The sequence below is a fragment of the Stutzerimonas chloritidismutans AW-1 genome (assembly GCF_000495915.1).
Lineage (GTDB): Bacteria > Pseudomonadota > Gammaproteobacteria > Pseudomonadales > Pseudomonadaceae > Stutzerimonas > Stutzerimonas chloritidismutans.
In genome coordinates this window covers 37,791-59,961 of record NZ_AOFQ01000071.1, presented here as the reverse complement: position 1 = coordinate 59,961, position 22,171 = coordinate 37,791, and the positions used below count along the sequence as shown (strand labels likewise).

At 64.0% G+C, this 22,171-nt stretch carries 18 protein-coding genes; 11 read left to right on the top strand and 7 right to left on the bottom strand.

Annotated features, from left to right (window positions below; all coding sequences use genetic code 11):
• The first annotated feature begins 199 nt into the window (after window positions 1-199).
• Window positions 200-2,152, top strand: coding sequence for a methyl-accepting chemotaxis protein (locus F753_RS47000; protein ID WP_023447010.1), 1,953 nt, complete (start codon window positions 200-202; stop codon window positions 2,150-2,152).
• Window positions 2,153-2,196: 44 nt separating this feature from the next.
• On the opposite strand, the gene F753_RS46995 is transcribed toward F753_RS47000, so the two are convergent.
• On the bottom strand, window positions 2,197-3,240 hold the full coding sequence (locus tag F753_RS46995; protein WP_023447009.1) for a metal-dependent hydrolase: 1,044 nt from the start codon (window positions 3,238-3,240) through the stop codon (window positions 2,197-2,199).
• A gap of 136 nt (window positions 3,241-3,376) precedes the next feature.
• On the opposite strand from F753_RS46995, the gene arfB reads away from it, so the two are divergent.
• On the top strand, window positions 3,377-3,790 hold the full coding sequence (arfB, locus tag F753_RS46990) for an alternative ribosome rescue aminoacyl-tRNA hydrolase ArfB (RefSeq protein WP_003297653.1): 414 nt from the start codon (window positions 3,377-3,379) through the stop codon (window positions 3,788-3,790).
• Between the two features lie 37 nt (window positions 3,791-3,827).
• Here the strand turns inward: arfB and F753_RS46985 are convergent, their stop codons facing one another.
• The 3 genes from F753_RS46985 to F753_RS46975 all read right to left on the bottom strand — a co-directional run bounded on the left by F753_RS46985 (window position 3,828) and on the right by F753_RS46975 (window position 7,567).
• On the bottom strand, window positions 3,828-5,144 hold the full coding sequence (locus F753_RS46985; RefSeq protein WP_031298419.1) for an MFS transporter: 1,317 nt from the start codon (window positions 5,142-5,144) through the stop codon (window positions 3,828-3,830).
• 128 nt (window positions 5,145-5,272) lie between these two features.
• Window positions 5,273-6,604: a DUF2254 domain-containing protein gene (locus tag F753_RS46980; protein ID WP_023447007.1), complete on the bottom strand. Its 1,332-nt coding sequence runs from the start codon at window positions 6,602-6,604 to the stop codon at window positions 5,273-5,275.
• 72 nt (window positions 6,605-6,676) lie between these two features.
• Entirely contained in the window at window positions 6,677-7,567 is an 891-nt protein-coding gene (locus tag F753_RS46975; RefSeq protein ID WP_023447006.1) for a LysR family transcriptional regulator, read from the bottom strand.
• Between the two features lie 125 nt (window positions 7,568-7,692).
• Between F753_RS46975 and F753_RS46970 the strand changes: the two genes are divergently transcribed.
• On the top strand, window positions 7,693-8,514 hold the full coding sequence (locus tag F753_RS46970) for an HTD2 family dehydratase (protein ID WP_023447005.1): 822 nt from the start codon (window positions 7,693-7,695) through the stop codon (window positions 8,512-8,514).
• 491 nt (window positions 8,515-9,005) lie between these two features.
• Here the strand turns inward: F753_RS46970 and F753_RS46965 are convergent, their stop codons facing one another.
• The 3 genes from F753_RS46965 to F753_RS46955 form a co-directional block, all read right to left on the bottom strand.
• Complete coding sequence (locus F753_RS46965; RefSeq protein ID WP_031298417.1) at window positions 9,006-9,803, bottom strand: gamma-carboxygeranoyl-CoA hydratase; 798 nt, start codon at window positions 9,801-9,803, stop codon at window positions 9,006-9,008.
• Between the two features lie 57 nt (window positions 9,804-9,860).
• Window positions 9,861-11,468, bottom strand: a complete 1,608-nt coding sequence (locus F753_RS46960; protein WP_023447003.1) for a carboxyl transferase domain-containing protein — start codon at window positions 11,466-11,468, stop codon at window positions 9,861-9,863.
• Between the two features lie 111 nt (window positions 11,469-11,579).
• Complete coding sequence (locus tag F753_RS46955) at window positions 11,580-12,743, bottom strand: isovaleryl-CoA dehydrogenase (RefSeq protein ID WP_003280102.1); 1,164 nt, start codon at window positions 12,741-12,743, stop codon at window positions 11,580-11,582.
• 320 nt (window positions 12,744-13,063) lie between these two features.
• On the opposite strand from F753_RS46955, the gene F753_RS46950 reads away from it, so the two are divergent.
• The 8 genes from F753_RS46950 to F753_RS46915 all read left to right on the top strand — a co-directional run bounded on the left by F753_RS46950 (window position 13,064) and on the right by F753_RS46915 (window position 22,169).
• A complete protein-coding gene (locus F753_RS46950; protein WP_023447002.1) occupies window positions 13,064-14,086 on the top strand; it encodes an apurinic/apyrimidinic endonuclease family protein in 1,023 nt (340 codons plus the stop codon).
• Window positions 14,087-14,392: 306 nt separating this feature from the next.
• A complete protein-coding gene (locus F753_RS46945; RefSeq protein ID WP_003280105.1) occupies window positions 14,393-16,075 on the top strand; it encodes an AMP-binding protein in 1,683 nt (560 codons plus the stop codon).
• 57 nt (window positions 16,076-16,132) lie between these two features.
• Window positions 16,133-16,738, top strand: a complete 606-nt coding sequence (locus F753_RS46940; RefSeq protein ID WP_023447001.1) for a peroxidase-related enzyme — start codon at window positions 16,133-16,135, stop codon at window positions 16,736-16,738.
• A 102-nt stretch (window positions 16,739-16,840) separates the two neighbouring features.
• Window positions 16,841-18,106, top strand: coding sequence for an OprD family porin (locus F753_RS46935; protein WP_023447000.1), 1,266 nt, complete (start codon window positions 16,841-16,843; stop codon window positions 18,104-18,106).
• A gap of 322 nt (window positions 18,107-18,428) precedes the next feature.
• On the top strand, window positions 18,429-19,205 hold the full coding sequence (locus F753_RS46930) for an ABC transporter ATP-binding protein (RefSeq protein ID WP_023446999.1): 777 nt from the start codon (window positions 18,429-18,431) through the stop codon (window positions 19,203-19,205).
• Window positions 19,202-19,918: an ABC transporter ATP-binding protein gene (locus tag F753_RS46925; RefSeq protein ID WP_023446998.1), complete on the top strand. Its 717-nt coding sequence runs from the start codon at window positions 19,202-19,204 to the stop codon at window positions 19,916-19,918. Before F753_RS46930 ends, F753_RS46925 begins: the two co-directional genes overlap by 4 nt.
• Before the next feature lie 76 nt (window positions 19,919-19,994).
• Window positions 19,995-21,212 carry an ABC transporter substrate-binding protein gene (locus F753_RS46920; RefSeq protein ID WP_023446997.1) on the top strand — a complete coding sequence of 406 codons (1,218 nt, stop codon included), beginning with the start codon at window positions 19,995-19,997 and terminating at the stop codon, window positions 21,210-21,212.
• Window positions 21,213-21,281: 69 nt separating this feature from the next.
• Entirely contained in the window at window positions 21,282-22,169 is an 888-nt protein-coding gene (locus tag F753_RS46915) for a branched-chain amino acid ABC transporter permease (protein ID WP_023446996.1), read from the top strand.
• The last annotated feature ends 2 nt before the right edge of the window (window positions 22,170-22,171 follow it).

Genomic DNA, 22,171 nt, shown 5'->3' with positions numbered 1-22,171 from the left:
CGAGTTCGCCGCTGGGGCTTGGCTGAAAGCCGCAGCTGATCCGCACCCATAGGTGGACATCCTAGCGTCGGCCGCGACAGGGGAAGGTCGTTGGCACTTACCGTCAGTCTTAAGGCGCCAAAAATATCCAGCCGCAACGCTCAACTATTTGTAATCTCTGCCGACTTCCCGTTCGTGCCTCTTTTGTGGAACTTCTCTGATGGAACCAGTGCTGAATTCACTCACTAATCTCTCGGTCGGCAAAAAGCTCATCGGTGGTTTCGGCCTGGTACTGCTGCTCACGCTTGGAGTGGCCGGTACCGGGTTCGTTGCCGTCGATGAAATCCTTGGCCGGGCCCGGCAGATCGAGCAGCTTTCCAGCGTCAACGCCTCCATTCTGGCTGCGCGTGGTGCCGAGCGGGACTACGCGCTGACCCGTCAGTCGTCTTCGGCCGAGGCCTTGCATGGCTCGCTGCAGCAACTGAATCAGAAGCTCGCCGGCCTGACCACCAGCTCCGATGCCGCCGAGCGGGCCTATCTGACGCGGATCAGCCAGGGTGCGGATGAATACGCGCAAAAGTTCGACCGCTACATGCAGCTGATCGAGCGCGGCGTGGCGCTACGTACGCGGATGCAGGAGACCGCTCAGGTCAGTCGCGAGGAGTTCGAATTCATCGAGCTGGACATGTACGACGCGGTACGGGTGCTGCGGCTGGAGGGAGATCGGCTCAAGGGAAGCGATCCGCTGACCGTCGCCGAGGCGACTTCGGGCCTGACCAAGCAGATCCTGGACATGCGTACCCTGGAGAATGTCTACGTTGCCAACAGCTCGGATGAAGCAGCCACCAGCTGGAGCGACTTGCACGGGAACGTGACCACCATCGGCAGCAATCTCAAGATCTGGCTGAACGATGACCAGAAGGCTTCCATGGACAAGGCTCTGGCCGAGCTGGATCAGTACAGGGTGGCGTTCGACGAGTTTCGTCAGAATCGTAGTGAGCGCCTCGCGCTGGAACAGTCGATGGCCCAGCAGTCCGAAGTCGTGATCGCTGCTGCCGACGAGGCCTTGGCCAATGCCAGCAGCGCCATGCAGCAACAGAAGAGCAGCAGCTACATGTTGCTTGGCGTAATTGGCGCGCTGGCCATTTTCGTCGGCCTGCTGGCCGCCACGGTGATCTCGCGAATGATCGTCGGCCCGCTTCGCAGCACCGTCCAGCAGGCCCAGCGGGTCGCCAGCGGTGATCTGACGTACTCCGCGGCAAGCTCGCGTCGTGACGAGGCCGGGCAACTGCAGAACGCCATGCACGACATGACCGAAAGCCTGCGCAACCTGATCGGTCGTATCGGTGGCAGCGTCAGCCAGATCGCCGCAGCCGCCGATCAGCTTTCGGCGGTGACCGCGCAAACCAGCGCCGGCGTACAGACTCAGCGCGTCGAGACCGAGCAGGTGGCCACCGCGATGCACGAGATGGCTGCGACGGTGCAGGAGGTTGCACGCAATGCCGAGCAGGCTTCCATTGCCGCGCGCCAGGCGGATCAGCAGGCGCGGCAGGGCGATCTGGTGGTGCAGGATGCCGTAGGACAGATCGGCAACCTGGCCGGCGAGGTGAATCAGTCGGCGCATGCGATCGAAGCGTTGCACGCCGAAAGTGGACGCATCGGCAGCGTGCTCGAGGTGATTCGAGCGGTTGCCGAGCAAACCAATCTGTTGGCACTCAATGCGGCCATCGAAGCGGCCCGTGCCGGCGAGCAGGGCCGCGGCTTCGCCGTGGTGGCTGACGAGGTTCGTGCCCTGGCGCGGCGTACCCATGATTCCACCGAGGAGATCGAGGGGCTTATCGCCAACCTACAGCGGGTTGCGCAGCAGGCGGTGGAGCAGATGCAGAGCAGCCGTGACCTGACTCAACGGACCGTAGATCTGGCCAACGAGGCCGGCGTCGCGCTTGGCCGGATCACGGAGTCGGTGTCGACCATCGAGCAGATGAACCAGCAGATCGCGGCAGCTGCCGAGCAGCAGAGCGCCGTGGCCGAGAACATTTCCGAGAGCGTGACCCGCGTGCGGGATATCGGTGATCAGAGCGCCAGTGCCACCGAGCACACCGCCAGCGCCAGCGCCGAGCTGGCACGCCTGGGACTGGAATTGCAGGAACTGGTTCGTCAGTTCCGCACCTGACCCGCGTAGGGGGTATGCGGCTCAAGCTCCTTGAGCCGCTTTCTTCAGCGACCGCCGTTCAGTTCAGCGGCCCAGGCGGCCAGAGGCAGCGCTGGCTCCTGCTGCCAGATGCGCTGCCACAGGCTGACCAGGCGGCTCATGTCGCCCCGGTTGGCCGGCAGTCGTTCGGGTTGCGCAATAAGCTGCCAGCCTTCGGCAGAGCGCTCTGCCAGCGGAAAGCGGAATGGATGAAAGCCGGTCATGCCCAGGCGCAGGTCGGTCACCAGTAGCTGATCGCCATCCACGTCATAGCGCAGCACGTTTCCGGTAAACCATTTCAAGCGTTCGTGCTGCTCTGAGCCATTGAGCTCCGCGGCCAGCTGCGCGTTGCGTGGAAGCCGCACGAGGCTGGGTGGTGCAGCATCCCACCAGCTGACCAGCGCTTCGTAATAGTGCTCGCCATCCACCAGAATCACCCGCCACAGCAGGCTGTTGAAGGGTGTTGGTGTGCTGAACATCTGCTCCGCCTGGATCCCCTGGCTAGCCATGGTCGCCTGCACGCGGTGCTCGGCCATCTGTTTGCCGGCCAGGGTGAACCCCAGGTAACAGGTGGAAATGGCCAGGGCGTAGGCGGGCCATCTGGCCCTGCGTCCGCGCAGGCCATACAGCAGACCCGCCAGCACCGCAATGAGCAGTGGCACGCTGTACAGCGGGTCGATGATGAACACGCTGGACCAGGCGATAGGCGGCGTGGTCAGTGGCCAGAGCAGCTGCGTGCCGTAGCTGGTGAAGGCGTCCAGCAGAACGTGAGTGATCAGCACCAACCAGATGCTGAGGAACAGTCGTGTAGCGGTGTATCGCTCGTCCGGCCGGAATCGCCTGATCAGCCAGGTCAGCAGAACGGCGAGCAGACTCAGCACGAACAACGAATGGCTGAAGCCACGGTGATAGGTCATGTTGGCGACCGCATCGCCGTAGTCGATGACCACATCGAGGTCTGGCAGGGTGCCGAGCACGGCGCCGTAAGCGAGCGCCTTGCGACCCTGCCAGCGACCGAGCATGGCGCCTTGTACACTGGCACCGAGTAGAGCCTGGGTGATCGAGTCCATGTTCAGATCCGTTGGGGCGGGCGTTTACCTTAGCCGCACGGGTGCCGGCAGCTGACGGCCAATGTTCTAAAAAGTGTGTCGGCGGCGCGCAGGTCATAGGACAATCACCGACACCCATCGTCTGCCGCGAGCTTTCATGCTGGAAATTTCCAATGCCGTGCAGTTGCCGGATGCCGAGATCGAACTGACTGCCATCCGCGCCCAGGGTGCGGGCGGGCAGAACGTCAACAAGGTTTCCAGCGCGTTGCACTTGCGCTTCGACATCCAGGCGTCGTCATTGCCGCCGTTCTACAAGGAGCGGCTGCTGGCCCTGCGCGACAGCCGGATCACCAGCGAAGGCGTGGTCGTCATCAAGGCGCAGCGGTATCGAACCCAGGAGCAGAACCGCCTCGATGCGCTGGAACGACTGGCGGAACTGATTCGCAGCGTGGCCAAGGTGGAGAAGGCGCGCCGCCCGACCAAGCCGACGCTCGGCTCGAAGAAGCGCCGGCTCGAAGGCAAAACCAAGCGCGGCGCGATCAAGGCAGGGCGGGGGAAGGTCGACTTCTGATCGGTGTGTGTCGCCACGCCGCCCGCGGAGCAGCCGGCTACAGGGTGCCGGTCCGTGGTGGCATCGGCTCGTCCTGCGCGACCGGATGCTCGTCGACCATTTCCGCCTCGTTGGCCGGCGCAGCATCAGCTTCGACTTCCGGGGTGTCGGGCATCAGCTCCAGCACGGTATGGCTGGTACGCAGCATGGGTGTGAAATGACCGTGCGGCTCGGTGACCAGATCCACTACGCGACGCGGGCGCCAGAACGAGTAGATCGCGAGGATGCCCAGCGACACGGCGAAGAACAGTGGCAGGGCGATGTGGCCGAACAGGTGCATCAGACCACCGGCGACCACCGGGCCGAACGCCGCACCGAAGCCGTTGGCCAGCAACAGGCCGCTGGAACCCGAAAGAATTTCGTCCGGGTGCAACTGATCGACCATCTGCGCAACGGCGATCGAATAGATCGAAAATGCCAGCCCGCCCCAGAGAAACATCAGCCCCAGCAGCAGCGAGCCGGACAGGATCGGTGTGATCACCAGCGCCAGGACCGCGGCGATCGCTACCACCCAGAGCAGCACGACGCGCCGGTCATGCTTGTCCGAGAACAGCCCGATCGGCCATTGCAGCACCGCGCCGCCGAGAATCGTGATGCTCATCAGCAGGCCGACACCAGCGGCATCGAAACCGACCTGGCTCGCATATACCGGCGCCAGGCCCCAGAAACCGCCCAGCGTAAGCCCGGAAATACCGGCCGCCATCAACGGCAGCGGGGCGATGCGCGCCAGTTGCAGCAAGTCGGTGGCTGGCATGTCCGGCAGCGCGGGTTGCGCCTGGCGGGTCAGGGTGATCGGCATTAGCGCGCTACTGATGAGGATGGCAGCCAGCGCGAACAGCGTGAAATTCATCGGTGTGTCGAGGCTCAACAGCTGTTGGGCAGCCGCCAGCGCGCCGAGGTTGACCGCCATGTACAGGGCGAACACCTGGCCGCGCTTCTCGCCGCTGACCTGCGCGTTCAGCCAGCTTTCTATGACCATGTACAGCGTGACCAGCGACACCCCGTAGAGCACCCGCAGCACCAGCCACACCCAGGGGTTGACGATCAGCACGTGCACCAGTACGGCTACCGCCGCCAGCGCGGCATAGAAGGCGAAGGTGCGGATGTGGCCGATGCGGCGGATCAGCGAGGGCGCCAGCCAGGTGCCGATCAGGAAGCCGGCAAAATAGCCGGACATCAGCAGACCGATCATGCCGGTGGAGTAGCCTTCGGCAACGCCGCGCAGAGTCAGGAGTGTGTTGAGCAGCCCGTGGCCGAGCAGCAGCAAAGCTACTCCGCCCAGCAACGAACTGATGGGGGCAATCAAGGACTTCATGTCGAACAACCCTAGGCAACTAATACGGTGATGGCAACCTGCTTGTTCGCGGGCCACCGTGAAACATTATGTGCGGACGATGTGCTCCGCTGGGCTCTGCCGCCGGTTGCTTGGGCAGTTTTTCCCGTTCAGGATTCCGCGCACATCGGACTTTCCAGCGGAGCGTTGTGGCTGATGGCCTCGTTGAGCTGCTGCACGGCAGCGTCTATTGCCTCGCGGTCCGGCCGCAGGGCGATGCTTTCCTTCGCCTTGTCGAGCACTGCCTGCGCATGCGCCAGCAGAACGGCTTCGGTTTCGGGCTCAGGATCGAAGAACAAGAGGTTCTTGAAGCACTGCAACAGGCTGAGCACGACCTGGGTATCGCCGCCGCCATAGTGCCGTGGCGGCCCCAGTACGGCCAGGAGCATCTGTTGCAGCTCCAGCTCGCGAATGTATAGCCGCGGCGGTTCGTCCGGCTCGCTGGCAACGTCGAAATCCGGCAGCTTCAGGCGCTCGGCGAACAGCACGCCAAGCATGTCGATCGCCTTTATCGCCGTGCCCGGGTCATTGATGCCTGGGCTTAGTGCCTTGCTGGCGATCTCGGATATCTGCTTGAAACCAAAGAAATAATGCTGATTCGCGTACTCCTCGACATAGAAGTCGAAGGCATCGAGTAGCGTCTCGGTCACTTCCTCATCGACCTGGCGGCTAAGCCTGAACAGTGGGTGGCCAGGCATCACGAAAAAGCCGTTGTGCACCTCAATGGTCATGCGCAGGTCGTGCTTCTGCAGCAGCGCCTTGGCCGCCTCACTGTTGAAGGCCTTGAAGTAGCCAGCACGGGTCGAGCGGGTAACCGGCCAGCCCTGATCATCCGGCCACTGTTGGCGTTCGCTGAACTGACCGAACTTGCCTTGCTGCACCTGCAGTTCCTTCAGGGTCTTCTTGAACAGGCTATTGAGGATGTAATCGACCTGAATCGATTGCGAGATACCGCGTATGAAAGTAATGAACAGGCACAGGCTGACGATCCCCAGCCCCAGCGCGAGAAAGATGCCGAGGCTCGGGATGTTTATGTCGTCGCCTTCCTGAATAGTCAGGATCAGCAGCAGCGAGTCGATGATGGTGCCCAGATAGATTCCGAGGATGAACTGGTGGTTGCGGCTGCTGATCAGGCTCGGGATGACGCGCGGCGAGAGTGTCGAGGACGCCGAGTTGAGCACCACCATCACCATGCTGAAACTGAACACCATCAGCGAGACGATGCCGCCAACCAGGGTGCCGAGGATTAGGCGGGCATTTTCGGCGTTGTTGACCAGGCCAAGTTTGATGTCCTCCTTGTAGACCTGCAGGTAGGTCATCTCCAGCCAGATGCTGATGACGCAGAGCAGTACCAGGCCGAGCGTGATCAGCGCGGGGTAGAAGGCGATACTGCTGACGATGCGCTGGTAGAGGCGAAACAGGCGATTGTTAGATGTAGCCATGCAGGGCTTCCGGATTGCGGTGCGTACCGGTTTCGGCAGTGCTGACGGGCAAATGTTCGGTGGACAGGGATTTCAGTATTGCGTGGGGACCAGGGTTGCGATCAGCGCACGCACGCTGCCGGGCAGCGCGTCCAGTTCGCGAACCAGAATGCTGCGCTCGCGCACCGCCCAGGGTTCGTCCAGTGCCACCAGCGCAAGCTGCATGGTGCGGCTGTGCCGCCTTGCCGCGGATTCGGGAATGATGCCGATGCCCACACCGGCCTCGATCATCCGGCACACCGCTTCGAAGCTGGAGACCTGGATGCGCAGCGATAGCTGGCTGCCAAGCTTTTCCACCTGATCGCGCAGAAAGGTCAGCAGCGTGCTGCCCTCATGCAGGCCGATGTGCTGGTAGGCCAGGGTCTGGCGCAGCGTGACCTGTCGCTCGCCCGCCAGCGGATGGCCGATCGGCACGGCGAGCAGCAGGCGGTCGGTGCTGAAGTGCAGCACCTGCAGTCCCTCGGCGCGCACCGGCCCGGCGATGATGCCCATGTCCGTGCTGCCGTCGAGCACGCCACGGACGATATCGCGGCTCAGCCTTTCCTGCAGGTCAACCGTCACGCCGGGGCGCTCGGCAAGAAAGCCGGCCAGCACTTCCGGCAGAAATTCGGTCACCGCGGTGGTGTTGGCGAAGATACGGATATGTCCGGCCGAATCGGTGCCGTATTCGGTGAACTCGCTCTTCAGGTAATCGACCTGGCGCATGATCAGCCGTGCGTGCTGCAGCAGCTTGTGTCCGGCCGGCGTCAGCTCGACACCGCGGCTGTCGCGGTACAGCAGGCGGCTGTCGAGCTGGCTTTCCAGCGCCTTGATGCGAGCGCTGGCCGCTGCCGGTGACAGATGGGCACGGCGCGCGCCCTGGGTCAGGCTCGGGGATTCGGCGATATGAATGAACAGGCGCAGGTCGGCCAGATCGAAATGCATGCTTGATACCGGTACTTGGAACGGCGTTCAGCTTAGCCGAACGCTGGTGTCGGTAAATACAAATTCACGGAACGCCGCCGTCGTAGCATTCTCCAGCGAAACAAAGACAACGACCGGAAGCCGCAATGACCGATATCTCTGCCTGGATTGGCCGCAGCGAAGAAGTGCACGACCAGCTCAGCCGCAACCTGCTGATGCGCATCGCCGCCACATTCGGCGAAACAACGCCCGCTCATGGCGAGGCGTTGCCGCCGTTGTGGCAATGGTGCTTCTTTCAGGAGCCCATCGCCGAGAGCGGCCTGGGCAAGGACGGTCACCCGGCGCGCGGCGGCTTCCTGCCCCCGGCCGATAACCGCAACCGCATGTGGGCCGGTGGTCGGGTCGAGTTTCTCCGTCCGCTGGAAGCCGGTGGCGAGGCGCGGCGGGGGTCGACCATCAAGCACATCGAGGAAAAGCACGGTCGCACCGGTGCGCTGCTGTTCGTCACCGTGCAGCACGACTACCTGCAGGACGGCCGTCTGGCCATCCGCGAGGAACAGGACATCGTCTACCGCGAGCCCACCCCGCCAAAGACCAGCAGCGGCGAACCCATGGTCGCCGGTGGCTGGCGCGAGGCGGTAACGCCGACGCCGACGCTGCTGTTCCGCTATTCGGCGGTCACCTTCAACGGCCATCGCATCCATTACGACTGGCCCTACGTCACCGAGGCCGAGGGCTATGCCGGTCTGGTCGTTCACGGCCCGCTGATCGCCACGCTGAACCTGCGTGCCTTTTGCCGCGCCAATCCCGATGCCCGCCTGCGCCGCTTCGCCTACCGCGGCCTGCGCCCGCTGATCGCACCGCAGCCGTTCGAGGTCGGCGGGCGCATTGTCGCGCCGGGCAATGCCGAACTCTGGGCCGGCGATCACAACGGCCTGGCGCAGAAAGCCGAAGTGGAATTCGACTGAGGTGTATGGCGGGACTCCGCCCCCTCACCCTAACCCTCTCCCCAAGGGGGCGAGGGGACGGCATCTGCGGGGTGGTCAGGGGCGCAGGTGATAGTCGTCCCGCGGAAGAAAGTCTGGTGAGCCTCAAGCTGAGTGCGCTACCGGGCAGTCCAGCCAAACGCGAATGCAGCCCCCTCTCCCGGAGGGAGAGGGCTGGGGTGAGGGGGCGGTGCTGCGGCCCTGCACAATCCCCCTGCCACTGCACAAGCCAACATACTCTCCTCCTTGGGAAGAGTGCCGGGGAGCGGGCTGGGGCGAGGGGGCGTTGCTACGCACATGCACTCCCGCCCAGCCATTGCACAGACCAACTCCCTCTCCCCCTTGGGGATAGGGCTGGGGCGAGGGGGCGGTGCCAAGGACCGACACAGCCGCCCGACCACCACACAACGCAACCCTCTCACCGCGCGTACGCGACAACGTATACGAGCGAGCACCCCACAGAAGCCCAGTCATCACGCGCGCTCCTGCCAGGCGGGCGTGCGTTTTTCCAGGAAGGCGCTCAGGCCTTCCTGACCTTCCGAGCTGGTGCGCAGGCGCGCAATGGCCTGTTCGGTGGTCTGGCGCAGGTCGGCGCTGAAATCGCCATCACCCACTTCCAGCAGCAGGTCCTTGCAAGCCTTGAGCGCCTGCGGGCTGTTGAGCAGCAGGTTGTCGACCCACTGCTCGAGCGCGGCGTCCAGTTCACTGGCCGGGTAGGTCTCGGCAAGCAGGCCGAGTTCGCGGGCACGCTTACCGTCGAAGCGTTCGGCGGTCAGCGCGTAGCGGCGGGTGGCGCGCTCGCCGATGGCCTTGACCACGAACGGGCTGATCACCGCCGGGGCCAGGCCGATGCGTACTTCTGACAGGCAGAACAGCGCATCGCTGGCACCGATGGCCATGTCGCAGCAGGCGATCAGCCCCAAGGCGCCGCCAAAGGCCGCGCCCTGCACCACGGCCAGGGTCGGCTGCGGCAGTTGGTAGAGGCGTTGCATCAGCTCGCCAAGTTCATGGGCGTCGGCGAGATTGGCCTGGTAGTCGAGCTTGGCCGACTCGCGCATCCAGCCCAGATCGGCACCGGCGGAGAAATGCTTGCCGCGCCCGCGCAGGATCAGGAAGCGGATGCTCGCATCGTCCTGCACCTGGGCCAGCGCGGCGTTCAGTTCGCCGATCACCCGGGCGTCGAAGGCGTTGTTCTTGTCCGCGCGGTTGAGCCAGAGGGTGGCCACGCCGCGCGCGTCTGTGTTCAATTCGATGGTCTGGAAATCGGTCATCTCGGCATCCTCGATGCGACTGCAGTCGCCGGCGCGTTCGGCTGCCGGCGGCACGGATTACATGCGGAACACGCCGAAGCGGGTCGGCTCGATCGGCGCATTCAGCGCGGCGGACAGCGCCAGCCCCAGCACCTCGCGGGTCTGCGCCGGGTCGATCACGCCGTCGTCCCACAGCCGCGCGCTGGAGTAATAGGGATGGCCCTGGCGCTCGTACTGCTCGAGAATCGGCTGCTTGATCGCGGCTACCTCGTCGTCGCCGAGACTCTTGCCGGCGCGCTCGCTCTGTTCCTGCTTGACCTGGGCGAGCACCCCGGCGGCCTGTTCGCCACCCATCACGGCGATGCGCGCGTTGGGCCACATCCAGAGGAAGCGCGGGTCGTAGGCGCGGCCGCACATGCCGTAGTTGCCGGCACCGAAGCTGCCGCCGATGAGCACGGTGAACTTCGGCACCTGGGCGCAGGCCACCGCGGTGACCAGCTTGGCGCCGTGCTTTGCGATGCCACCGGCCTCGTATTTCTGCCCGACCATGAAACCGGTGATGTTCTGCAGGAACAGCAGCGGGATGCCGCGCTGGCAGGCCAGCTCGATGAAGTGCGCGCCTTTCTGCGCCGCCTCGGCGAAGAGGATGCCGTTGTTGGCGAGGATGGCGATCGGGTAGCCGTGCAGATGGGCGAAGCCGCAGACGAGGGTGGTGCCGAACAGCGCCTTGAATTCATCGAACTCACTGCCGTCCACCAGCCGCGCGATCACCTCGCGCACGTCATAGGGCTGCTTGGCCTGCGCCGGGATCACGCCGTACAGCTCGTCGGCGGCATACAGCGGTACGCGCGGTTCGCGGGTCTGCAGCTGGCCGAGCTTGCGCCAGTTGAGGTTGGCCACGCAGCGGCGGGCGATGGAAAGCGCGTGCTCGTCGTTTTCGGCGTAGTGGTCGGCGACGCCCGAGGTCTTGCAGTGCACGTCGGCGCCGCCCAGCTCCTCGGCGGTTACCACTTCGCCGGTGGCAGCCTTCACCAGCGGCGGGCCGGCGAGAAAGATGGTCGCCTGGTTGCGCACCATGATGGTCTCGTCGGCCATCGCCGGCACGTAGGCGCCGCCGGCTGTGCAGGAGCCCATCACCACAGCGATCTGCGGGATGCCCATGGCGCTCATGTTGGCCTGGTTGAAGAAGATACGGCCGAAGTGCTCGCGGTCTGGGAACACCTCGTCCTGTCGCGGCAGGTTGGCGCCGCCGGAGTCCACCAGGTAGATGCAGGGCAGGCGGTTCTCGCGGGCGACGGTCTGCGCGCGCAGGTGCTTCTTCACCGTCAGCGGGTAGTAGGTGCCGCCTTTCACTGTGGCGTCATTGGCGATGATCATGCATTCGACGCCTTCGACGCGGCCGATCCCGGCCACTACGCCGGCAGCGGCGACATCTTCGCCATAGACCTCATGGGCGGCCAGCGGCGCGAGTTCGAGAAAGGCCGAGCCGGCGTCGAGCAGGGTATCGATGCGCTCGCGCACCAGCAGCTTGCCGCGTGAGACATGGCGCTGCTGGGCGGTGGCGCCGCCGCCTTCGCTGACGCGGCCGAGCAGGGCGCGCAGGTTGTTCACCTGTTCGAGCATCGCTGCGCTGTTGGCGGCGAACTCCGGCGAACGGGTATTGATCTGGGTGTGCAGGATGGCCATGGTTGGCTCCGTTCAATTCCATCATGGATGGCGCTGCCATCTACCGACTGCGGTGGAAAACGCTTCGCGGTTTTCCACCCTACGAGGGTTGGGTGTTGTTCCGCCCGCAGCTCACCTGGATTCGTTGAACAGCTCGCGGCCGATCAGCATCCGGCGGATCTCGCTGGTGCCGGCGCCGATCTCGTAGAGCTTGGCGTCACGCAGCAGGCGGCCGGTGGGGAATTCGTTGATATAGCCGTTGCCACCGAGAATCTGGATCGCCTGCAGGGCCATCTGCGTGGCGTTCTCGGCGGTATAGAGGATCACCCCGGCGGCGTCCTTGCGGGTGGTCTCGCCACGGTCGCAGGCCTGGGCGACGGCGTAGAGATAGGCACGGCTGGCGTTGAGCTGGGTGTACATGTCCGCCACCTTGCCCTGGATGAACTGGAACTCGCCGATGCTCTGGCCGAACTGCTTGCGGTCGTGGATGTAGGGCACCACCACGTCGAGGCAGGCCTGCATGATCCCGGTCGGGCCGCCGGCCAGTACCACGCGCTCGTAATCCAGGCCGCTCATCAGCACCTTGACGCCGCCGTTCTCGACGCCCAGCACGTTCTCTTGCGGCACCTCGACGTCATCGAAGAACAGCTCGCAGGTGTTGGAGCCACGCATGCCGAGCTTGTCGAACTTGTTGCCGCGGGAGAAACCTTTCCAGTCGCGCTCGACGATGAACGCGGTGATGCCGTGCGGACCCTTGTCCAGGTCGGTCTTGGCGTAGATCACATAGGTGTTGGCGTCCGGGCCGTTGGTGATCCAGGTCTTGCTGCCGTTGAGCACGTAGCGGTCGCCGCGCTTTTCGGCGCGCAGCTTCATGGAGACCACGTCGGAACCGGCATTCGGCTCGCTCATGGCCAGCGCGCCGACGTGTTCGCCGCTGATCAGCTTGGGCAGGTAGCGGGCCTTCTGCTCGGGGTTGCCGTTGCGGTTGATCTGGTTGACGCACAGGTTGGAGTGGGCGCCGTAGGAGAGGGCGACCGAGGCCGAGCCGCGGCTGATTTCTTCCATCGCCACCACGTGGGCCAGGTAGCCGAGGCCGGCACCGCCGTACTCCTCGGAGACGGTCACGCCGAGCAGACCCATCTCGCCGAATTTTCTCCACATGTCCGCCGGGAACAGGTTTTCCTGATCGATGGCTTCGGCGCGCGGAGCAATCTCGGCGGCGACAAAGGCCTGCACCTGCTCGCGCAGCATGTCGATGGTTTCACCGAGGGCGAAATTGAGGCTGGAGTAGTTCATGGGGCCACCTGCTTGTCTTGTAATTGTTCTGTTTTCAGAGGATTCGTTCGTCCGGCGGAGTGCAGGCCGGCGCTCTGGTAGCGGTCTGACGTCATCGACAGGGATGGTCGTTCGCTGCTTTACGTTAACGTAAAGGTCCGCTCTCGGTCTGTCAACACACCGCCGAGTCGGCATGCTGCAAGCATAGGCCTGCCAAGGTGCGGCCGTCGGTGGTCGGTCCTGCGATGGTGTTTCGTCGGTGGCGGGGCACTCGCCGCGAGGCTGGCGGGACTAAACAGGCAGTGGCCGCAATGCCGGCCTGCCACCCGACGAGGAACTCCATGCCCCGCATCGGCTTCGCCTGCATGTATCGCCATCCGCAACAGAGCCTCTCGCTGAAGGAGCTGGAGCGCATCGAGCGCACCTTCAATCCGCGCAGCACCACGCTGCGCTGGATGGCCTCGGTCGGTCGCGCCGCGGCCGAGGCGAGGCTGGAGGAGATCGTCGAGCACAACCTGAGCGCTCAGCGGGTGTTGCTCGAATACGTCGCCACATTGCCGCCGATGCTGCGCATGTTGCGCCTGTCCAGCGACTTGCTGCCGTTCTACAGCCATGCCGAGATCGCGCCGTTCTATCGCCGTGCTGAAATACAGAGCCGCCTAGAGGCGGGTTTCGCCGCGATCGGCGAGCTGGCGCGGGCCAACGATATCCGCCTGTCGATGCATCCCGGCCAGTACTGCGTGCTGGGATCGGACAAGCCCCTGGTGGTGGAAAACAGCCTGGCGGAATTCGAATACCACGCCGACATGATCCGCATGATGGGTTATGGCCGGCGCTTCCAGGACTTCAAGTGCAACCTGCATATCGCCGGGCGGCTCGGCGCCGAGGGCGTGCGTGCCGTGTGGCCGCGGCTGTCGAGCGAGGCGCGCCACTGCATCACCTTCGAGAACGACGAAAAGACCTATGGCCTGGACGACTGCCTGGGGCTCGCGGACCTCGCGCCGGTGGTGCTGGACATCCATCACTGCTGGATTCACGAAGGCCGCTACATCGAGCCGGACGACCCGCGCATCGAGCGTGTTCTGGAAAGCTGGCGCGGCGTGCGGCCCACCATGCACTACTCGCAGCCGCCGGAGCGCCTGATGGAGCTGGGCTTCGCGCCGGAGCGGAAGCTGGAAATCCCCGAGTTGCTGGAAAAGGTCAGCAAGCGCGACCTCTATGCGCACAGCAAGCGCATGTGGAACCGCTGGACGAATCGCTATGCGTTTCAGTTTCTGGATCGCTTCGACATCATGCTCGAAGCCAAGGACAAGAACCTCGCCGCGCTAGATTTCCATAACGAGTACCAGCGCGAATGCGGCTGACGAGGCGTCTTCGGCAGACGCATGCGCGGCATCGTTGCAGAGGCTCCGGCGCAACCGTTTTTGCGCCGCTCAGGCATGCCTTCCGACACGTCGTGTCAGCGCCGATCTGGCCGCGGCTGACCCCGTTATTCGTCACCAGATAATGGCCATTTGACTGCTCGAGCTCCTCGACTTTCGCCTACCCTGCGACATATTGTCAGCTAGTTACCTTTACGTTAACGTAATCGTCGCCTAGGGTGACTGTCAGCAGCGCCAGCACCCTTGCGAGCACGCCTCATAACAAACATAAGACTGAGGGAAATCGTCATGAGTCTTCCGAGCTATACCTGCGGACCGCAGAGCAAACCCCTGTTGCCCATGACCATCGGCGCGGCGTTCGACCGTACCGTGGAGCGCTTTCCCCAGCGTGAGGCCCTGGTGGTGCGCCATCAGCAACTGCGTTACACCTGGGCGGAACTGGCGGAGGCGGTGGACCGTTGCGCGCGTGGCCTGCTGGCCCTCGGACTGCAAGCTGGCGAACGAGTGGGCATCTGGTCGCCGAACAATGCCCAGTGGTGCATCACCCAGTTCGCTACGGCGAAGATCGGCGTTGTGCTGGTCAACATCAACCCCGCCTACCGCCTCAGCGAACTCGAATACGCATTGAAGCAATCCGGCTGCCGCTGGCTGATCTGCGCCGATGCCTTCAAGACGTCCGATTACCACGCCATGCTGCACGAGCTGCTGCCGGAGCTGGAAAGCGCCGCAGTTGGCGCGCTGCAGAGCCACATGCTGCCAGAGCTGCGCGGGGTGATCAGCCTGTGCGACAAGCCGGTGGACGGCATGCTCCAGTGGCAGGCGCTGATGGAGATGGCCGAGCAGGTCGGCCCCGAACAGCTGCGCCAGTGCGGCGAACGCCTGCAGTTCGACGACCCCATCAACATCCAGTACACCTCCGGCACCACGGGCTTCCCCAAGGGTGCGACCCTCAGTCATTACAACATCCTCAACAACGGCTACATGGTCGGCGAGAGCCTCAGGCTGACCGAGCACGACCGTCTGGTGATCCCGGTGCCGCTGTACCACTGCTTTGGCATGGTCATGGGCAATCTCGGCTGTGTCACCCACGGCACCACGATGATTTACCCGAGCGCCGCCTTCGAACCGCTGGCGGCACTGCAGGCCGCGGCCGAGGAAAAGGCCACCGGCATGTACGGCGTGCCGACCATGTTCATCGCCATGCTCGATCACCCGGAGCGCCAGTCGCTGGACCTCAGCAGCCTGCGCACCGGCATCATGGCCGGTTCCACCTGCCCGATCGAGGTCATGAAGCGCGTCATCGACGACATGCATCTGGCCGAAATGCAGATCGCCTACGGCATGACCGAAACCAGCCCGGTCTCCACCCAGACCAGCGCCGACGACGACCTGGAACGTCGCGTGACCAGCGTCGGCCGCACGCAGCCGCATCTGGAAAGCAAGATCGTCGACGAGCACGGCGCGGTGGTGCCGCGCGGGCAGATCGGCGAACTGTGCACCCGCGGCTACAGCGTGATGCTCGGTTACTGGAACAACCCGGACGCCACCCGCGATGCCATCGACGGCGCCCGCTGGATGCACACCGGTGACCTCGCGGTAATGGACGATGAGGGTTACATCAAGATCGTCGGCCGCAATAAGGACATGATCATCCGCGGCGGCGAGAACGTGTACCCGCGCGAGATCGAGGAATTTCTCTTCACCCATCCGGCGGTGGCCGATGTGCAGGTGATCGGCGTGCCGGACAGCAAGTTCGGCGAGGAGATCGTCGCCTGGGTCAAGCTGCACCCGGGCCATCAGGTCGAGGCCGAGGCGCTGCGCGAGTTCTGCAAGGGCCGCATTGCCCACTTCAAGACGCCGCGGCATATCCGGTTCGTGGACGACTTCCCGATGACCATCAGCGGCAAGGTGCAGAAGTTCCGCATGCGCGAGATCAGCGTGGTCGAGCTGGGTATCAGCGAGCAGCACTGACCGGCACCGGCCGGGTTCGCCCGGCCGGCAATTCGCTCATCCGAAAAGGAGCTTTCCATGGCGCTGCCTACTACTCAGTCGATCAGCCGTTTTCCGCTGTCCGATAGCCTCGACACGCTGCCCGCCGACCTGCGCGAACGGATTCTCGCCGTGCAGGAAAAGGCCGGTTTCATCCCCAACGTGTTTCTCATGCTGGCTCATCGGCCGGCGGAGTTTCGCGCCTTCTTCGCCTATCACGATGCGCTGATGGAGCGCGAAGCCGACAGCCTGACCCAGGCCGAGAAGGAGATGATCGTGGTCGCGGTGAGCGCCGACCACGGCTGCCTGTATTGCGTGGTTGCCCATGGCGCGATCCTGCGCATCCTCGCCAAGGACGCGCAGCTGGCTGACCAGATCGCCGTCAACTACCACACCGCGCCGATCTCCGAACGTCAGCGCACCATGCTCGATTTCGCCCTGCACCTGGCCGCCGGGCGCGGCGTGCTGGACGACGTCTGGCAAGCGCGGCTGGAAGCCCAGGGTTTCAGCCTCGATGACATCTGGGATATCGGCGCCATCGCTGGACTGTTCGGCCTCTCCAACCGCCTGGTGTCCATGGCGCGCACCCCGCCCAACGACGAGTTCTATCTGCTGGGCCGCGTGCCCAGAAGCACCGCGCGCTGAGCGCGACACCGCATTACCGCATGAAGTGGTAATCCGAGCCCGGGCAGTTGGCAGTCGGGCTCAACAGCTGCATCAACGATCACAACAACAAGAGAGAAAGCTATGCAACTGATACCAGCAAGCCGAACCTTCCTGCTTTCCAGCCTGGCCGCGGCCATCCTGGGCATGTCCACCACGGCTTCGGCCGCCTTCATCGAAGACAGCAAGGCCGCTGTCGAACTGCGCAACTTCTACATGAACCGCGACTTCCGTTCGGGGGACGGCCAGTCCAAGGCCGAGGAGTGGGCCCAGGGCTTCATCCTGAAAATGGAATCCGGCTACACCGAAGGGCCGGTCGGCTTTGGCCTGGATGCCATCGGGCTGCTCGGCGTCAAGCTCGACTCCGGCTCCGGTCGCGGTGGCACCGGCCTGCTGCCACGCTCGGCCTCCGGTGAACCGGCGGACGACTACGGCACGGCGGGCCTGACCGCCAAGGCCAAGCTGTCCGCCACCACGCTGCACGTGGGCACGCTGCAACCGGTGATCCCGGTGCTGATGCGCAACGACAGCCGCCTGCTGCCGAACATCTATCGCGGCGCCTGGCTGCAGAGCAAGGATGTCGAAGGCCTCACGCTGGATCTCGGCATGCTGGATCGCACCAGCTACCGCGACTCTTCCAACTACGAAGAGATGACGGTGTTCAATGGCGGGCTGCGCAACATCACCTTCGGCAGCGGTGGCACCACCAGCGACGAATTCCTCTTCGCCGGCGGGCGCTACGACTGGTCGCCACAATTGGCCACCAGCTACTACTACGGTGGGCTGGACGGCATCTACGACCAGCACAACCTCAGCCTGGTCCATGTGCTGCCCATCGGCGAGTCGCAGAGCTTCAAGACCGACCTGCGCTATGTGCGCTCCACCGACGATGGCGGCAGCAACGTCGACAACGACGCCTTCGGCGCGCTGTTCACCTACAAACATGGCGGTCACGCCTTCACCGGCGGTTACCAGCACATGAGCGGCGATACCGGTTTCGCCTACGTCGCCGGTGGCGATAACGCGTTGATCAACCTGTTGCAGATCAACGATTTCGGTAACCAGGACGAGCGTTCCTGGCAGGTCCGTTATGACTACGACTTCGCCGCCATGGGCATTCCCGGGCTGAGCCTGATGACCCGCTACGTCTCCGGTGACAACGTCGACCGCGGCGCTGGCGCCAGCGAAGGCAAGACTTGGGAGCGCAACACCGACATCGCCTACGTCATCCAGAGCGGCCCGCTGAAGAATCTTGGCCTCAAGCTGCGCAACGCCACCACGCGGAGCAACTTCCAGAGCGATCTGGACGAGAACCGCGTCATCGTCAGCTACAGCCTGCCGTTGTGGTAACCGCGAAACCGCTGTGAACCTCCTCGTTGGAAATTTCCGGGCCGCATAGGCCCGGCTTTTTCTGCGTCGTCCGAAGAGCTGACTTCGGCATTCCGGTGCCATGGAAACGGGGACGAACACGAGCGCCTGGGGCACTGGGAAACTAGTGAAAAGTGGTCTATATGCTGGCTATTTGCCTGCAGCTTGCACGCTTTTTCCGCTCAATCGCCCGTTTGAAAAAGCCACTTGCCGTATACGGAAACTGGTTGTTATCGTTTACGTAAAGGTCATGCAGCGACCTGCGCCATAACCAACAAAAACAATCAAGGTTAGAGGGCACCCCATGGAACCAGAGTTCGTGCTGGAAACGCGCGGCCTGACCAAGGAATTCCGCGGCTTCACCGCAGTGGATTCCGTCGATCTGAAGGTCCGTCAGGGTCACATCCATGCGCTTATCGGCCCCAACGGCGCCGGCAAGACCACCGTATTCAATCTGCTCACCAAGTTCCTCACGCCCACCCGCGGCGAAATCCTCTATCGCGGCAAGAACATCACCTCGATGAAGGCCAATGAGATCGCCCGGCTCGGTCTGGTGCGCTCGTTCCAGATTTCCGCGGTGTTCGGCCACATGAGCGTGCTGGAGAACGTACGCGTCGCGCTGCAGCAGAAGATGGGCAATTCCTTCCACTTCTGGAAATCCGAACGCAGCCTGCGCGAGCTGGACGATCAGGTGATGCAGCTGCTCGCCGAAGTGGACCTGCAATCCTTCGCCCAGACCCTCGCCGTCGAGCTGCCCTACGGCCGCAAGCGCGCGCTGGAGCTGGCCACCACCCTGGCGCTAGACCCCTTCGTGCTGCTGCTCGACGAACCGACCCAGGGCATGGGCAGTGAGGACGTCGACATGGTCGTCGAGCTGGTGCGCAAGGCGGCCGCCAACCGCACGGTGCTGATGGTCGAGCACAACCTCGGCGTGGTCAGCCGCCTGTGCGATCGCATCACTGTGCTGGCGCGCGGCTCGGTGCTCGCCGAGGGCGACTACGAAAGTGTTTCGGCCAACCCGCAGGTGCGCGAAGCCTATCTCGGCAGCGAAGCCGCAGCTCTCGAGGAGGCGCACGCATGAATCCACCGATGGACCGCGATCAGCTGCGCGTCAGCGATCTGCACGCCTTCTACGGCGAGTCGCACATTCTGCATGGCGTCGATCTGGTGGTCGGCCGCGGCGAGCTGGTGACCCTGCTCGGACGCAACGGCGCCGGGCGCTCCACCACGCTGCGGGCGATCATGAACATGGTCGGTCGCCGCACCGGCTCCATCGTGGTCAACGGCAACGAGACCATCGGCATGCCGGCCCACCAGATTCCGCGGCTGGGCGTTGGCTACTGCCCGGAAGAGCGCGGCATCTTCGCCAGCCTGAGCGTCGAGGAGAACCTGTTGCTGCCGCCGACGGTGCGCAGCGGCGGCATGAGCCTGGACGAGCTCTACGAGATGTTTCCCAACCTCTACGAACGTCGCTTCAGCCAGGGCACGCGGCTCTCCGGTGGCGAGCAGCAGATGCTGGCCATGGCGCGCATCCTGCGCACCGGCGCCAACCTGCTGCTGCTCGACGAGATCACCGAAGGCCTGGCGCCGGTCATCGTGCAGAAGCTTGGCGAGGTACTGATCAAGCTCAAGCAGCGCGGACTGACCATCGTCCTGGTGGAGCAGAACTTCCGCTTTGCCGCGCCGTTGGCCGACCGCCATTACGTCATGGAGCACGGCCGCATCATCGAGGAGATCGAGGCGGCCGAGCTGGATTCGAAGAAGGACTTCCTCAATTCCTGTCTCGGGGTGTGAACCTCAGGAAGCTGTAAACCGGCCGCAGTGGATGCCGGCCCGAACCACAACAAAAACAATCGAGAGTGGTGAATACATGAGCTTTTTCCGCAAGAGCGCGAGCGCCATCCTGGCTTCTTCCCTGATCGCTTCGGCCGCCCAGGCCGAGATCAGCAATGATGAAATCCGCATCGGCTACCTGGCCGATATGTCCGGCACCTATCGCGACCTGTCCGGCCCGGGCGGCCTGGAAGCGCTGAAGATGGCGGTGGAGGATTTCGGTGGCAAGGTCGACGGCAAGAAGATCGTTGTCTTCCACGCCGACGACCTGAACAAGCCGGACGTCGGTGCCAACACCGTGCGCCAGTGGATCGACGAGCGTAACGTCGACATGGTGACCGGCATGGTCGCCAGCTCCGTGGTGCTGGCAGCGAGCAAGGTGGTGGAGCAGGGCGGCAAGCTGGCGCTGATCTCCGGTGCCGCGGCGTCCAGCATCACCAACGAGTTCTGCTCGCCCAACCACATCCACTGGACCTACGACACCTACGCGCTGGCCAACGGCACGGCCAAGGCGGTGCTCGCCGATGGCGGCAAGAGCTGGTACATCCTCACCGCCGACTATGCCTTCGGCCACGCCATGGAAACCGACATCACCAAGGTGGTGGAAGGCGAGGGCGGCAGCGTCGTCGGCAAGGTCCGCCATCCGTTCCCAAGCAACGATTTCTCCTCCTACATGCTGCAGGCGCAGGGCTCCGGCGCCGAGGTCATCGCCCTGGCCAACGCCGGTGCCGATACGGTCAACTCGCTGAAGACCGCCAGCGAATTCGGCGTCACTCAGTCCGGGCAGAAGCTCGCCGGCATGGTGGTGTTCCTCAACGACATCCATGCCATGGGCCTGGACGTGACCCAGGGCCTGATGCTGACCACCGGCTGGTACTGGGACATGAACGACGACACCCGTGCCTGGGCCAAGCGCTACTACGAGCGCACCAAGCGCATGCCGGGCATGGTGCACGCCGGCATCTATTCGGCCACTACGCATTATCTGAACGCGGTAAAGGCCGCCGGCACCGACGAGACCGTCGCGGTGCGTGCACAGATGGCCAAGACCCCGGTCAACGACATGTTCGCCAAGGGCGGTCGTATCCGTGAGGACGGCCGCATGGTGCATGACATGTATCTGGTGCAGGTCAAGACACCGGCCGAATCCACCGGCGAGTGGGACCTGTACAAGATCGTCAGCACCATTCCGGGAGAGCAGGCCTATCGGCCGATCGCCGAGACCCAGTGCACCAAGCTGGTCGCCAAGGACTGACCGGCTGATCCGCGCCATCACCCGGTCGGCAACGGCCGGGTGCCACGGACTTCCTTTGGGTGGTGAACCATGACTCTCGTATTCGGCGTACCCCTGAGCGTGCTGCTCGGGCAGTTGCTGCTCGGCCTGATCAACGGAGCGTTCTACGCGCTGCTGAGCCTGGGCCTGGCGATCATCTTCGGCCTGCTGCGCATCATCAACTTCGCCCATGGCGCGCAGTACATGCTCGGCGCTTTCGTGGCCTTTCTGGGGCTGAACTACCTGGGTGTGAGCTACTGGTTCGCGCTGGTGCTGGCGCCGTTGGTGGTGGGTTGCCTGGGCATGGCCATCGAGCGCGGCCTGCTGCGGCGCATTGCCGGTGAGGATCACCTTTACGGATTGCTGCTGACCTTCGGCCTGGCGCTGATCGTCGAGGGCAGCTTCGTCAAGCTGTTCGGCGTGTCCGGCTCGTCCTATCCGATGCCGGAGTTGCTGCGTGGCGGCTTCAATCTCGGCTTCATGTTCCTGCCGACCTACCGCGCCTGGGTGATCGTCGCCGCGCTGGTGGTGTGCCTGGCGACCTGGTACGTCATCGAGCGCACCCGGTTGGGTTCCTACCTGCGCGCCGGCACCGAGAACCCGAAGCTGATGCAGGGCTTCGGCATCAACGTACCGCTGCTGGTGACCCTGACCTATGGCTATGGCGTGGCGCTGGCAGCGTTTGCCGGCGTACTGGCTGCGCCAATCTACGCGGTGACCCCGGGCATGGGCTCGAATCTGCTGATCGTGGTGTTCGCCGTGGTGGTGATCGGCGGTATGGGCTCGATTCTTGGCGCCATCGTGACCGGCATCGCCATGGGCCTGATCGAGGGGCTGACCAAGGTGTTCTATCCGGAAGCGGCCAATACCGTGGTGTTCCTGGTCATGGTGGCGGTGCTGCTGGTTCGTCCTGCGGGACTCTTTGGTAAGGAGGCATGAGC

Coding starts and splice junctions, on each gene's coding strand:
- F753_RS47000 (WP_023447010.1), top strand. CDS start 200: ATGGAACCAGTGCTGAATTCACTCACTAATCTCTCGGTCGGCAAAAAG.
- F753_RS46995 (WP_023447009.1), bottom strand. CDS start 3,240: ATGGACTCGATCACCCAGGCTCTACTCGGTGCCAGTGTACAAGGCGCC.
- arfB (WP_003297653.1), top strand. CDS start 3,377: ATGCTGGAAATTTCCAATGCCGTGCAGTTGCCGGATGCCGAGATCGAA.
- F753_RS46985 (WP_031298419.1), bottom strand. CDS start 5,144: ATGAAGTCCTTGATTGCCCCCATCAGTTCGTTGCTGGGCGGAGTAGCT.
- F753_RS46980 (WP_023447007.1), bottom strand. CDS start 6,604: ATGGCTACATCTAACAATCGCCTGTTTCGCCTCTACCAGCGCATCGTC.
- F753_RS46975 (WP_023447006.1), bottom strand. CDS start 7,567: ATGCATTTCGATCTGGCCGACCTGCGCCTGTTCATTCATATCGCCGAA.
- F753_RS46970 (WP_023447005.1), top strand. CDS start 7,693: ATGACCGATATCTCTGCCTGGATTGGCCGCAGCGAAGAAGTGCACGAC.
- F753_RS46965 (WP_031298417.1), bottom strand. CDS start 9,803: ATGACCGATTTCCAGACCATCGAATTGAACACAGACGCGCGCGGCGTG.
- F753_RS46960 (WP_023447003.1), bottom strand. CDS start 11,468: ATGGCCATCCTGCACACCCAGATCAATACCCGTTCGCCGGAGTTCGCC.
- F753_RS46955 (WP_003280102.1), bottom strand. CDS start 12,743: ATGAACTACTCCAGCCTCAATTTCGCCCTCGGTGAAACCATCGACATG.
- F753_RS46950 (WP_023447002.1), top strand. CDS start 13,064: ATGCCCCGCATCGGCTTCGCCTGCATGTATCGCCATCCGCAACAGAGC.
- F753_RS46945 (WP_003280105.1), top strand. CDS start 14,393: ATGAGTCTTCCGAGCTATACCTGCGGACCGCAGAGCAAACCCCTGTTG.
- F753_RS46940 (WP_023447001.1), top strand. CDS start 16,133: ATGGCGCTGCCTACTACTCAGTCGATCAGCCGTTTTCCGCTGTCCGAT.
- F753_RS46935 (WP_023447000.1), top strand. CDS start 16,841: ATGCAACTGATACCAGCAAGCCGAACCTTCCTGCTTTCCAGCCTGGCC.
- F753_RS46930 (WP_023446999.1), top strand. CDS start 18,429: ATGGAACCAGAGTTCGTGCTGGAAACGCGCGGCCTGACCAAGGAATTC.
- F753_RS46925 (WP_023446998.1), top strand. CDS start 19,202: ATGAATCCACCGATGGACCGCGATCAGCTGCGCGTCAGCGATCTGCAC.
- F753_RS46920 (WP_023446997.1), top strand. CDS start 19,995: ATGAGCTTTTTCCGCAAGAGCGCGAGCGCCATCCTGGCTTCTTCCCTG.
- F753_RS46915 (WP_023446996.1), top strand. CDS start 21,282: ATGACTCTCGTATTCGGCGTACCCCTGAGCGTGCTGCTCGGGCAGTTG.